This window comes from Neobacillus sp. DFD-2R (assembly GCF_057747865.1).
This window is the reverse complement of sequence record NZ_CM173228.1, coordinates 3,740,597-3,754,299: the sequence shown is the minus strand read 5'-3', so window position 1 is coordinate 3,754,299 and position 13,703 is coordinate 3,740,597. Positions and strand designations below refer to the sequence as shown.

Sequence of the window (13,703 nt, the reverse complement as noted above, 5' to 3'; positions counted from 1 at the left end):
TATATCAACTAGTAAACAGTACGGATATCCAGATGAAAAGTTTCATTAAAGCATATATATTTAAATCAATATATTATTTAAAAAATTAAAAATTTAATGAGACCGTATCTTTTTATCCTTCTTAAACGTTTAAAGGGTAGAGAGTTGCTAAAGGAGTGAACATAATGTCTTACAAACTTAGCCGGCAAACCACAGATAGCATTCAGCAGGAAGAAAGGTCTGAGGATTCCTTATGGATGGAATATTATCCAAAGTTACAGCGATATTGTCACTTTCTTACCCAAAATAAATGGGATGGAGACGATATTGCACAAGAAGCATTTCTTAAAGCAAAAAAATATGATCTTCATCAGCAAAAATTGACCTCAGCTTTATTGAATAAGATTGCCTACAATCATTGGATCGATATCCTTCGTAAAAGAAAAAATGAACGAATTGAAACAGATTTTGAATTAGCAAGTAATATGTCAATTAATCAGCTTGATGGAATTAAAAATACCGTTGAGCTATTACTAAAGAATCTAACACCAAAGCAAGCTGTCATTTTCTTGCTAAAAGAAGCGTTTCAATATCAGACGAAGGAAATTGCAGACATTTTAGGCAATACAGAAATGGCTGTCAAATCGAATTTACATCGTGCAAAAAAACGCCTGGAAAAAAATAATCGAGAGGAGAAAACCGTTTCTGTTGAGTATTTCCGGGATGATGAAGAACGAGAGCAGCTAACGGCACTTTTTTATGATGTGTTAAAAGACCAAGACCCGACTGTGCTGATTGATTGTATTCCTTCATTAAAAAGCGTTGCTGTGGGTCCAAAGCTTGTCATTGGGAATTTACCATCAATTAAAACTCACTCTCCTTCAAGCACTCTCTGTATGGCAGCATAGCCAAATATCGCTATTTAGGAGGATTTTTGAATGAGTACAATTCCGTATGTTATTGAACAATCAAATCGCGGTGAACGTTCGTATGATATTTATTCCCGGCTTTTAAAAGACCGAATTATTATTATTGGTGATGAAATCAATGATCATGTGGCAAACAGCGTTGTTGCCCAATTACTATTTTTAGCAGCGGATGCACCGGATAAAGAAATTTCTCTCTATATTAATAGCCCGGGAGGATCTACTTCTGCAGGATTTGCTATTTTTGATACGATGCAATACATTAAGCCTGATATTAGAACCATTTGCACTGGAATGGCTGCATCATTCGGGGCCATGTTACTGTTAGCAGGAACAAAAGGAAAAAGGTATGCCCTGCCGAATAGTGAAATCATGATTCATCAACCATTGGGCGGAGCACGGGGACAGGCGACTGAAATCGAAATATCCGCACGAAGAATTCTAAAATTAAGGGAGCATATTAATCAAATCATTGCCGATCGAACAGGGCAGGCTTTTGATAAAGTTGCGAAGGATACAGATCGGGATTATTTTATGAGCGCAGAAGAAGCAAAGGATTACGGGATCATAGATGAGATTCTTTATCCGAAACTTAGTAAATGAACTTTATTAAGCTTCAAAAGCAACAAAGTTTACGAAAAGAGCCTTAATAAAAAGAGTACTAATTCAAAAAAGAAGCTTGATCACATGGTCCGGCTTCTTTTTTTATGGAGGTTTAATTGATTGAACATTACTATTGTCCAACAAACATAGAGTGGTAATAGGAGATTATTTTGGAGGGGAATTTATGAGGATAATTAAACCGAAGCGTCTGCAACCGGGGGATACTGTTGGTGTGATCTCTCCGGCCAGTCCGCCAAATCAAGAAAATCTTGAACGCGGGATTGTTTTTTTACAAGGATTAGATCTAAACGTTAAAATGGGCAAAAATGTCGCCGGAGCAAATGGCTATTTAGCTGGATCTGATCATGAGAGACTCGAAGATTTACATGAAATGTTCGAAGACCCGGAGGTAAAAGCTATCATCTGTGCATGCGGAGGATACGGAACAGGTAGGATAGCAGCGAATATTGACTATGAAATAATCAAATCCAACCCAAAAATTTTTTGGGGCTACAGTGATATTACTTTTTTACATACCTCAATCCGCCAAAAGACCGGCCTCGTGACTTTCCACGGTCCAATGCTTGGATCAGATATTGGTCAAGTAGATACACACCCTTTATCAAAAGAGGGGTTTAAACAATTATTCGAACAAACCATTTTGACTTATTCAGAGGAAATTGCAGCGCTGGAAACATTGGTGGAGGGTGTGGCAACCGGTCCTCTTGTTGGAGGTAACTTGTCTCTTTTAGTTAGCACGCTTGGCACCCCATATGAAATCGATACAAAAGGAAAGCTGTTATTGATTGAGGACATCGGCGAAGAACCTCGAGCTGTGGATCGGATGCTGAATCAGCTTTATATGGCAGGGAAGCTTGATGAGGTAAATGGAATTCTAGTTGGAGACTTTTGTGATTGCACGCCAAAAAAAGGTTTATCTTTATCATTAGAGGAAATAATCCTCCATTATGTTAAGCTCGCCAATAAACCTGCATTAAAAGGATTTTTGATCGGCCACAGTAATCCGCATTTTTCAGTACCGCTTGGTGTACCTGCGACAATGAATACTTTTGAAAAAAAAATGGTTGTCGAGAATGGGATTATTTAAAAATCACCTTAGAAGCACTTGGTTTTCGGGGAAATTTTGAGGGGGGAATTTTTATTGGATAGATGGCTTGTAAATGTCCCGGTTGCGACTGTTTGGACTTCGTATAATTCGGCACGAGATATAGACATGGATGCCGTTTCCAATCCAGCCCATATTGAGTCTTGGTTAGCGGGGTTGAACTATCAAACCAGACTTGACCTATTTGAACAAAACCTTGTTCAAACTCAAGTGTTATTCGGACAAGAAGTTTTGCTCATCGAAGAAAAGGATAATTGGGCCCAAATCATTATTCCTGATCAACCGACTTCAAAGGACGAACGCGGCTATCCCGGTTGGGTACCTAAATCCCAATTGGTTTGTTGTGCTGAAGAGTGGAGATTTCAAAAACGGCCAATAGCTGTCGTTACAAGTCCAAAAGCAAATTTATTCACTGAATCACTTCAGTTTCTGATGGAATTATCCTTTCAGACTAACTTGCCATTTTTAAATGAACATGATGGGAAAGTGTACGTTAAAACACCAACGGGCACTGGCGTGTTGGATTTAGTTGATGTGGTTGTATTTAATTCAACTGGAGAAATTTTAAGAGGAAATGGGATTAACCTTGTATCCACAGGAGAACAATTTCTTCATTTACCATACTTATGGGGAGGGGTAAGCAGCTACGGTTTTGATTGTTCAGGCTTCTGCTACATGGTGTACAAAGCTAATGGTTATCTGATTCCACGGGATGCCAGGGATCAAGCCAATTCAGGCTTCAAGGTTAACTTGTCAGATATTATGCCAGGAGATTTGATATTTTTCGCCCATGAAGAGGGGAAAGGAAGGGTTCACCACGTCGGAATTTATTATGGGAATGGGCGAATGTTGCATGCACCGAAAACAGGCAAGTCGATTGAGATTATTCCATTAGCAGGGACAGTTTATGAACGTGAAATTTGTTCTGTCAGGCGTTATTGGGTAGAGAGTGAAGGGAGAAATTATTGATAATTCGAATATTAACAAGAAAAGGGCTGATTAGGGCGGAATTTCCCAAAGTTAGTCCTTTTAATTTTTCGAAAAAAATATTAGTGAACACGGTGATTTTTAAGGTGCCTTAATTTTATTAAGGAAAAGTTAAGGAAAGAAAATAATAATACTCTTGTTGCACAAAAATTTTTAATGGATGGCCAATTTACTGAAAAGCCAGAGTCAGAAAGGGAGAAAGTGCAGATGAAGAAATGGATTTTTACTATCATTATTGTCATTGTAGTAGGTTTTGTCGGCTATCAATGGTATGGATCGAAAACGAGTGCTGCGCAACAGGGAGCAACAACGCAAGCTCGAACTGCGGTTGTTCAAAAAGGTAAATTTGAAGTAAAAGTTAGTGGATCTGGTACGGTTCAACCAGTTACCACAGAGGATATTAAGTCTACAATCAATAATAACAGTATTTCAGAAGTTTTAGTTTCTGCCGGTGAGACAGTTAAAAAAGGAGAAAGCCTAATTACATTTACCGATGGCAGTGATCCGATTACGGCACCTGCAGATGGTGTTATTACCACAATTGCTGTTCAAGCAGGAGAAAGGGTTTCGATCGGACAAGCAGTCGCTCATTTAACCAATTACAATGATTTACAGACAGTGGCTCAAGTCGATGAACTCGATATTCCAAAAATTAGTATTGGACAAACAGTCAGCATCAAGGTAAATGCTCTTCCTGACCAAACATTCACTGGAGCAGTAACTGCAATTGCAAATGAAGGTACATCTACAAACGGTGTTTCGACTTTTGATGTTACCATTCATATTGACAAACCTACAGGCTTGAAAGTAGGAATGAGTACGGAATCTAGTATTTTAACAGCAAGTAAGGATAATGCTCTATTTGTACCGGTGGATGCAGTCCACACGATGAATGGTCAAAAATTTGTTATGGTCACTAATGCAGACCAGAATAACCAAACCAGCCAAAACAATCAAAACAATCAAAATAACAAAGGTAATAAATGGGGTGCAAATTCACGTAAGTTTGTAAAAACAGGGCTTGCCAATGAAGATTATGTAGAAATTACGGAAGGCTTAACAGAAGGAGAAACTGTTCGCTTACCTAATCTTGTCATCGGAAATTCCTCAACAAATGCCAAAATGATGCAAGGTGGATTTGGTGGCTTTGGAGGTTTGGGCGGTGGCATGAACCGACAGTTCCGAAATGGAGGTGGAAATAGTTCATCTAGCGCCTCAGCTAGTAGAAGGAGTGGAAACTAATGAGAACACCAATTATACAAATCAAAAACCTTATGAAAACCTATAAGCTGGGCGGTGAAACCGTTCATGCATTAAATAATGTTTCTCTTGAAATAAAAAAAGGCGAATTTTTAGCAATTATCGGTCCTTCAGGGTCGGGGAAATCGACATTAATGAACATGATTGGCTGCCTTGATCGGCCAGAATCAGGTGAGTATCTGCTAGATGGGAAAGACATTGGAAAAATGAGTGATAACCAATTAGCAACAATTCGAAATCAAAAAATAGGATTTATTTTTCAAAATTTTAACCTATTAACAAAATTAACCGCACTTGAGAATGTGGAGCTACCACTTTTATATGGTGGGGTATCAGCCAAAGCCCGTAGGGAAATGGCTCTGGAAGGTCTTAAAAAAGTTGGCTTGGCGGAACGTGCCGGTCACTTGCCTTCCCAGCTTTCAGGGGGTCAGCAGCAACGGGTAGCAATCGCAAGAGCACTTGTTGGTAATCCCGCGATTCTCCTGGCTGACGAACCTACCGGTGCTTTAGACAGCAAAACTAGCAAGGAAATCCTTGAGGTTATGAAAGAGCTAAATGAATTAGGTCATACCATCATCTTAATTACTCATGATTTAGCGATTGCGAAGCAAGCAACGCGAATGGTCAGCATCCAGGACGGTCAATTGTTAGAGAATGGGGGTGAGCTGATTGGGCATTTTTCAATCTATTAAAATGGCGCTCCGCAGTATTAAAAGCAATAAGCTTCGTTCAGTCTTAACGATGCTGGGGATTATTATCGGTGTATCCTCGGTTATTGTTTTGGTATCGATGGCCCAGGGTTCTGCCTCGAATGTAACAAGCCAAATCAATCAATTAGGGACAAACCTATTAACGGTGAATACCTTTGGGACCGACTTAGCGTTAACAGAAGATAAGATTGCTAAGCTAAGCAAATTAAATGGCGTGAAAGCCATTTCCCCGGTCGTCTCAGGTCGTGTTAATGTCAAAAAGGATCGGACATCTTCTCAAGTTTCCTTAACTGCTACGAATGCGGCTTATTCATCTGTTCGGGATACCAAGGTTAGTCAAGGGCGTTTTTTAACGGACCTTGATATCGAATACCGACAGAAGATAGCTGTTCTCGGTGCCAATACAGCTGAAACGTTTTTTGGAACCGATAACCCTGTCGGCCAATATATCCAGGTTAATGGTACTTCTTTCAAAGTAGTTGGTGTTTTGGCATCGAAAGGAAGCTCGCTTGGTTCAAGTGGTGATGATGTGGTTATCGTCCCACTGAGTACAGGAGAACGCTTAGTAAAAACAACCAATATTAATCAAGTGTACCTTCAGGGTAAAAGTGAACAACAAATGGATTTCGTCATGACCGAGGTTGAAATGGAAATGGCGTCCTTGTTTCCAAACAAAAGTGATTCCTATACGGTTGTTAATCAGAAAGATTTAATGGATACGTTGAGTTCCGTTTCCAATACGATGACAATGATGCTTGGGGGAATCGCAGGTATTTCATTACTTGTTGGCGGAATCGGAATTATGAATATCATGCTCGTTTCCGTTTCAGAAAGAACAAAAGAAATTGGGATTAGAAAGGCAATTGGTGCTAAAAGGCGAGATGTTCTGCTGCAATTTTTAATTGAAGCTGCCGTTTTGAGCTCGATGGGTGGAATTATCGGGATTCTATTAGGAATTGGTCTAGGAAAAGTTTTATCCTCAGCATTAAGCTTAACGGTAACCTACTCAACATCTGTGATCGTCATGTCGTTTTTATTTTCAGTTGTTGTAGGTGTTGTTTTTGGGGTATTCCCGGCTAATAAAGCTTCGAAATTAAACCCTATTCAAGCACTTCGCTATGAATAGTTAGCTGTAGCGTTTTGTTCAAGGGAGAAGGGGTTTCCAAGCGAAACATCATGTGCTTGGAAACCGTGATCTCCTGAATGATGTTATCATTAACATGTATTTCAACCAAGTTTGCATGATAAAAATGTTAATGAGAAAGGAAGTGTTTTAATGGATGTTTCAGTCATTATTCCAACCTATAATAGAGCTAATCTTTTATATAAATCGATAAAAAGCGTCCTTGATCAGACTGTTTCTCCAAAGGAAATTATTATTGTTGATGATTTTTCAACAGATAATACACAGGAAGTTGTCGAGTCATTTCATAGTGACAGATTAAAATATATACGCAATGAACGTCTTAAAGGGGCAAATGGGGCAAGAAATACAGGGATTTTAATGGCAAAAGGAAACTACATTGCTTTTCAGGACAGCGATGATCTTTGGTTACCCACTAAGCTGGAAAAACAGCTTCAATATATGGTGGAAAACCCTGAAGTGGATATGTGTTTTTGCAGCCTTAACCTCATAAATAATTCCCGTGGTTTTGTACCTAATCGTAAAATTGAACCTGAAGAAATGCACCACCTGCTGGGGCGGGGGAATTTTATTAGCACACAAACCATTTTTATGAAAAAGGAAGTAGCAGAAAATAATTTATTTGATGAAAATTTAAAGAGGTATCAGGACTGGGATTTCTGCTTAAGGGTTTCTAAAAAATATCTCGTACATCATCTTGACGAGGTACTGGTAAAGGTTGAAATTCAAACGGACAGCATTAGCAGTAAAGTTAGTGAAATAGAAGCTCTTAAGCAGTTTTTTAAGAAGTATCCGGAATTAAAAGAATCCCATTTGATAAATAAATCCCTCTACAATAAGGTTTTATATCACTCAGATAGTCAAAAAGGCATAAGATTCAATTCAACAAAACATTACTCAAAATATTTATTTTATAAAGTGGTTGATAAAGTTTTTAATGAGAGGGATAGGGTATGAAGATAGGCGTAGTTGGAACAGGATATGTTGGTCTTGTACAGGGTGTCATCCTTGTTGAGTTTGGTCAGCAGGTCATTTGTATGGATGTTGCGAAAGATAAAATAGATTTATTAAATAATGGAATCGTCCCCATTTATGAACCGGGATTAAAAGAATTCATGGATCGGAATGTTAAGGAAGGACGATTAACGTTTACAGCTGATATAGAGTATACCGTCCGGAATTGTGATGTTATTTTTATTGCGGTCGGCACACCGCCGAAAGAGGATGGAAGTGCTGATTTATCTTATGTAATTGATGTCGCGAAGAATATCGGAAAGTTTATGGATGGCTATAAAGTAGTTGTAAATAAATCAACCGTACCAATAGGAACAGGAGAGCTGGTAAGAGAAACGATTCAAACTGTTTTTAATGAGAGAAACCAAGAATATTCTTTTGATGTTGTTTCCAACCCGGAATTTTTACGCGAAGGGAAAGCTGTTTCTGACTGTTTAAGCCCTGATCGCGTCGTAATTGGCTGTGAAAGTGAACGTGCAGCCGGAATCATGAAACAAGTGTATGAAGTCCTATATCAAAATGAAACTCCTTTTGTCTTCACAGATATCCCCACTGCCGAGATGATTAAATATGCGGCAAACTCCTTTTTGGCAGTGAAAATCTCCTTTATTAATGAAATCGCACTTTTAGCTGAAAAAGTGGATGCCAATGTCCAGAAAATTGCTCTTGCAATGGGAATGGATGAGCGTATTTCTCCGAGATTTTTACAAGCCGGTCCAGGCTATGGGGGATCCTGTTTTCCGAAGGATACAAATGCCATCGTCGAGATTGCCAAAAAGTATGGGGAAGAATTAAAGGTGATTCAAGGGGCAATTGAGGCCAATCAGAAACAAAAGTCACGTATGGTTGAAAAAATGGTAAGAACAATGGACGGTGTGAATGGCAAAACCGTTGCGATTTTGGGATTATCCTTTAAACCGGAAACGGACGATATGCGTGATGCTCCGAGTATTGATATTATTAGGGGCTTAGTCGAAAGCGGAGCCAAAATAAAGGCATATTGTCCTCAAGGTATGAAAGAAGCAAAGTGGCGTCTAAAAGGATTTGCTCAATCCTTAACATACTGTGAAGATGAATATGAAGCAATTAAAAATGCGGATGCTGCAGTTTTTGTAACCGAGTGGCATCAATTTCGTGACATATCCCTTACGAAGGTGAAAAGCTTAATGAAAGATAATTACATTTTTGATTTACGAAATTTACATGCTGATAATAAAATTGTTCGACAGTTGTTCAATTATTTTCCAGTCGGGAGACGGTAGTATGGGAAAAGTAGATATTTTGTTACCTATTTATAATTCATATGAAGAAACACGAAATTGTATTGTAAGTATCTTACAAAATACAGACAAGGATTCATTTAATTTATTTCTCCTTGATGATTGTAGTCCGGACTATCGAATACAAGAATTAATAAATTTCTATGCTAATAAATATTCCAATATTATCATGATTCAAAATGAAAAAAATCTAGGATTCCCCGGTAATGTGAATAATGGTTTTTCTGTAAGCGAAAATGACGTAATTGTTATCAACAGTGATACATTAGTGACAAAATCGTGGTTAACTATCTTAAAGGATGTTGCTTACCGGGATGAAACAATCGCTGCTGTGAATCCTATGAGTAATTACGGGATTATTTCAGGAACTCCAACAAGCAATTCGCTAATTAATGATTTATTTACTTTTGAAGAATTATCGGAAGCATTTACTAAATCTAACCATCAGGGTTATGTTGAAGCCCCGCTTTTAATCGGCTTTTGTCTATATATTAAGAGGAAAGCATTAAATTCAGTAGGGCTATTCGATGCAGCGGTCTTTAAAAGAGGATACGGTGAGGAAACTGACTGGTGCATGAGAGCCAGACAAAAAGGTTTTAAGCTTGTTGTTGCAAAGGAAGCGTATATCCACCATATTGGCGGTACCTCCTTTGGACCGGAAAAAGAGCAGCTGAGAAATACATCTAAACAAATTCTTCTTGAAAGATATCCTGACATTGATCGTATTCTAAAAAGATTTGTAAAAGCAAATCTTCTGAAGGATGTTAGGAAACAAATGATGAAAAATCTTGATTTTTTAGGGCAAAAAACACCAAAAACACTCAAACTAAAAATGTTGAAGCACTATATCTCAAATATGTTGTAGTTGACTGGTTCTATGTAACCATTATTCTGCAAAAAGGGTTTGAAAAAAATGAATAAACTAATTTCAAATTATCTTTTTACTGTTTTGTATCAACTATTGTTGATGATGACACCTTTTATTACGACTCCATATGTCTCACGAATTCTAAAGGCACAAGGAATTGGAATTGATGCCTATGTTTCATCGATTGTACAATTATTTATTGTATTTATCGTCTTAAGTTTGCCGATGTACGGAAGTAAACAAATTGCCATTAAAACAGATCAAAAGGAATTATCGAAGGAATTCTGGTCTATCTTTACATGTCAACTGATTGTTTCCTTATTAAATTTACTCGTGTATTTTCTTTTTGTTGGAACAGTTTCAGTGCATAAAGAATTGTTCCTCATTAATGCTGCAACGCTGCTGGCATATAGTATTGATATTTCATGGTTCTTTATCGGGAAAGAGCAAATGAAACGAATCGCGATTCGAAACATGCTCGTTAAAGTGGCTGGAATCATCTTCATTTTTGCCTTTGTAAAAACGGCTAACGATTTACCATTATACACTGCCATCAATGGAGGAACCTTATTTCTCGGTCAAATTATTATGTGGATCCCGTTAAAAAAGGAAATCTCATTTACTAAGGTAACAATAGAGGATATGAAGGTACATGTTCTTCCCATTCTTGCGCTTTTTTTACCACAGTTAATGATCCAAGTGTATGTTCTTGTGAATCGGATCGTTTTAGGGAATATTTCCGGTGAAATTGAAGTTGGTTATTACAATCAGGCAAATAAGGTCATTCGAATCGCCTTAGGAGTTATTTCTTCCTTAGGAACGGTTTTACTTCCAAGGATGGCTTCTGAGTTTTCTAAAGGGAATCAGGTACAATTTCATAAATATATTGATAGTACATTGCAGTTCGTCCTTTTTATAACCATTCCGATGACCTTTGGACTGATCGCAATTGCTCCAAATTTTGTTGTTTGGTTTTTAGGCGGCGAATTTCTTAAGGTTTCGCCACTATTGATGATTATGAGCCCTGTCCTATTTTTCGTGGGGCTTGCCAATGTTTTTGGAATTCAAATTTTAATTTCCTCTAACCAGCAAAATAAATATTCGGTGGCAATTACAATCGGAGCGATCGTAAGTTTAATTACCAATTTACTCCTAGTGCATGAAATGGGCAGTGTCGCAACGACAATAGCTTTATTAGTGGCAGAAGCTCTTGGTGCTATCATTCAAATGTTTTTTGCCAGAAAGTATTTCTCGTTCACCTTCTTTGGAAAATTATTTTTAAGATATTCAATTTTAGGTCTGCTTATTTTTCTCTCAGCTCGTATGGTTGGTTATGTGGTTACTGTCTCACCTGTTTTACTGACAATGCTTCAATTAGGAATTGGAGGAACGGTTTATTTAATTGGGCTTATTTTGATAAAGGATTCATTAATTTTTAAATTATTAGGCATCATGAATCAAAAAAAAATGGTATATTCAGCTAAACGATAAATTTACAGAAAGTGTTTTTAGGGTTTTCATTACGATCGTATATTACGACCGCTTTGTTTGCCGGAGAATATTGATATGAACCTAATAGTTGTATTTTTTTAGAAAAAGGAGCGGATGTAGTTGCGGTTGTTAGTTGTAGAAGATAATATTTCTTTGCTGGAGTCAATTGTACAGCTTTTATCGGATGAATTTGAAGTCGATCAAGCAACAAATGGTGAGGATGCTTTGTTTTTAGGATTACAAAATATTCATGATGCCATTGTGCTTGATGTAATGATTCCCGAAATTGATGGATTTGAAGTACTTAAGACACTCAGAAAGGAAGGTTCTAAAACACCTGTTCTATTTCTAACCGCAAGAGATTCATTAGAAGATCGCGTAAAGGGATTGGACAGCGGCGGCGATGATTATTTGGTCAAACCCTTTCAAGCGGCTGAATTAAAGGCAAGGATTCGTGCATTACTCCGCAGAAGTGGAAGCTTAACCACCAATCAAACGATTCAATATCGAGGTATCGAGTTGTTAGGTAAAGAACGGGAAATCAACGTAGACGGAGAACATGTCAAGATGACATCAAAACAATATGAACTCTTGGAATATATGATTCAAAACAAGGGCGCTATTTTAACAAAAGAACAAATCTATGACCGTGTATGGGGGTTTGATTCTGACACAACAATTGCGATTGTTGAGGTTTTTATGCACCATCTTCGAAAAAAACTGGAACCGTTCGGCTATCATTCGGATATCAAAACCATTCGTGGTGTCGGCTACATGCTAAATGATGAATAGAGGGGTCAGCTAATGTTTCGGCAAACGCATATTCGGCTTACTGTCTTGAATTCATTGGTATTTATCATTTTGATAAGTATTCTTGGAAGCATCATTTATTTTTATACGGAAAATCAATTATATAAGGATGTCAATCAGTCCTTACTTGAAGCCGTTAATCATTTTGAAAATCAACCGCAACAGCAGCTGCAACAAAATCCCGGGCCCGGAGATATTACTACCGGCCCTAGATTTATGCACCGGGACCCACGGATTTTAACATTAGTTTGGGATAAGAAGAATAATTTATTGGCAGCGCAAAATCGAGAGTCCGAACTGTTTAAAGGGAATGAAAAGCTAATTCGTCCTAAAAAACTGGATACCTTACAAGATGTTGATGTTGAACACTTTTCATTTCGCTATATTGCTACACATGTTTATACTGATTTTGGCCAAGTAACTATTCAAGTCATCCGAAATGTAAATTCGGAAAAAGAATTGCTGAACAGGCTCTTATTAATCATAGCAATTGGCTGTGGAATTGGCGTCATTTGTGCGATTGCCTCAGGGTATTTCCTTGCAGGAAGGTCCCTTGTTCCGATTAAAAAAGCCTGGCAAAAGCAGCAGCAGTTTGTCTCGGATGCTTCACACGAGCTAAGAACCCCTTTAGCAGTCATTCAAGCAAAAACAGATTTACTTTTTCGGGCACCATCGGCAACAATAAAAGATAAGATTCATGACGTTTCCACGATTTCAACGGAATCAAGACGACTTTCGAAATTAGTTGCTAATTTACTAACTCTGGCAAGGTCGGATTCCGATCAAATAGAAATGAAAAAGCAAGCATTCCGATTAGATGAGCTTTTAAAGGAAATAACCCAGCATTATGAGGAGATTGTTTCATACCAAGGAAAATCAATTCATTTGGATGCGCCCGAGTCAGTTAAATTTATGGCAGATAAGGAAAGAATCCATCAGCTCATCATCATTTTATTGGACAATGCGATGAAATATACGAATGAAGGCGGCAAAATATGGCTTTGCTGCCAAAAGACAAGCTCCTCCATTATCCTTCGTGTAAAGGATAATGGGATTGGAATCGCTGAACAGGATATTCCAAAAATCTTTGATCGTTTTTACCAAAGCGATAAGGCCCGTACAGAAGCTGAAGGCATGGGATTAGGTTTGTCGATCGCTAAATGGATTATTGAAAAGCATCACGGGAAAACAAAGGTTGAGAGCATTTTAGGTAAAGGGACGATGATTGAAATTATTTTTCCACGGGCACAAAAGAGTTAAAAAATTCTACTTAAATCTGAAAGAAAAAGAACTAAACGTAAAGCGGAAGCATCAAAGTCAAAATAGAAAAAAAGAGACCAAATGGTCTCTCAGGCTGTCGAAAAACCCTCGGCAGCCTCTTATTTTTTTCATTTACTTCAACAATTCACCGCGTTAATTTGTTATAATATTATTGATATATAGGCTATTAAACAGGTCTGTTGATTGGCGCTCCAGGCACTTCGCTTTCCGCGGGCGTGCCGGGA

The 13,703-nt window shown here is 38.0% G+C and carries 13 protein-coding genes; all 13 read left to right on the top strand.

Annotated elements, in window-relative coordinates; translation table 11 throughout:
• Positions 1-164: 164 nt before the first annotated feature.
• The 13 genes from AC3ANV_RS18755 (at position 165) to AC3ANV_RS18695 (ending at position 13,458) form a co-directional block, all read left to right on the top strand.
• Positions 165-887: a sigma-70 family RNA polymerase sigma factor gene (locus tag AC3ANV_RS18755; protein ID WP_488310198.1), complete on the top strand. Its 723-nt coding sequence runs from the start codon at positions 165-167 to the stop codon at positions 885-887.
• Between the two features lie 30 nt (positions 888-917).
• Positions 918-1,508: an ATP-dependent Clp endopeptidase proteolytic subunit ClpP gene (clpP, locus tag AC3ANV_RS18750; RefSeq protein ID WP_488310197.1), complete on the top strand. Its 591-nt coding sequence runs from the start codon at positions 918-920 to the stop codon at positions 1,506-1,508.
• A 184-nt stretch (positions 1,509-1,692) separates the two neighbouring features.
• On the top strand, positions 1,693-2,616 hold the full coding sequence (locus tag AC3ANV_RS18745; RefSeq protein WP_488310196.1) for a S66 peptidase family protein: 924 nt from the start codon (positions 1,693-1,695) through the stop codon (positions 2,614-2,616).
• 54 nt (positions 2,617-2,670) lie between these two features.
• Positions 2,671-3,603 (top strand): C40 family peptidase, encoded by a 933-nt coding sequence (locus AC3ANV_RS18740; protein WP_488310195.1) that lies wholly within the window; start codon positions 2,671-2,673, stop codon positions 3,601-3,603.
• Between the two features lie 225 nt (positions 3,604-3,828).
• On the top strand, positions 3,829-4,863 hold the full coding sequence (locus AC3ANV_RS18735; RefSeq protein ID WP_488310194.1) for an efflux RND transporter periplasmic adaptor subunit: 1,035 nt from the start codon (positions 3,829-3,831) through the stop codon (positions 4,861-4,863).
• On the top strand, positions 4,863-5,573 hold the full coding sequence (locus AC3ANV_RS18730) for an ABC transporter ATP-binding protein (RefSeq protein ID WP_488310193.1): 711 nt from the start codon (positions 4,863-4,865) through the stop codon (positions 5,571-5,573). Before AC3ANV_RS18735 ends, AC3ANV_RS18730 begins: the two co-directional genes overlap by 1 nt.
• A complete protein-coding gene (locus AC3ANV_RS18725) occupies positions 5,551-6,717 on the top strand; it encodes an ABC transporter permease (protein ID WP_488310192.1) in 1,167 nt (388 codons plus the stop codon). The genes AC3ANV_RS18730 and AC3ANV_RS18725 overlap by 23 nt, the downstream gene beginning before the upstream one ends.
• A 150-nt stretch (positions 6,718-6,867) precedes the next feature.
• On the top strand, positions 6,868-7,692 hold the full coding sequence (locus AC3ANV_RS18720) for a glycosyltransferase family 2 protein (protein WP_488310191.1): 825 nt from the start codon (positions 6,868-6,870) through the stop codon (positions 7,690-7,692).
• Entirely contained in the window at positions 7,689-9,011 is a 1,323-nt protein-coding gene (locus AC3ANV_RS18715; protein ID WP_488310190.1) for a UDP-glucose dehydrogenase family protein, read from the top strand. The genes AC3ANV_RS18720 and AC3ANV_RS18715 overlap by 4 nt, the downstream gene beginning before the upstream one ends.
• 1 nt (position 9,012) lies before the next feature.
• Complete coding sequence (locus AC3ANV_RS18710) at positions 9,013-9,894, top strand: glycosyltransferase family 2 protein (RefSeq protein ID WP_488310189.1); 882 nt, start codon at positions 9,013-9,015, stop codon at positions 9,892-9,894.
• Positions 9,895-9,942: 48 nt separating this feature from the next.
• Entirely contained in the window at positions 9,943-11,388 is a 1,446-nt protein-coding gene (locus AC3ANV_RS18705; protein WP_488310188.1) for an oligosaccharide flippase family protein, read from the top strand.
• A 120-nt stretch (positions 11,389-11,508) separates the two neighbouring features.
• Complete coding sequence (locus tag AC3ANV_RS18700; RefSeq protein ID WP_488310187.1) at positions 11,509-12,180, top strand: response regulator transcription factor; 672 nt, start codon at positions 11,509-11,511, stop codon at positions 12,178-12,180.
• A 12-nt stretch (positions 12,181-12,192) separates the two neighbouring features.
• On the top strand, positions 12,193-13,458 hold the full coding sequence (locus AC3ANV_RS18695) for a sensor histidine kinase (protein WP_488310186.1): 1,266 nt from the start codon (positions 12,193-12,195) through the stop codon (positions 13,456-13,458).
• Positions 13,459-13,703 lie beyond the last annotated feature (245 nt).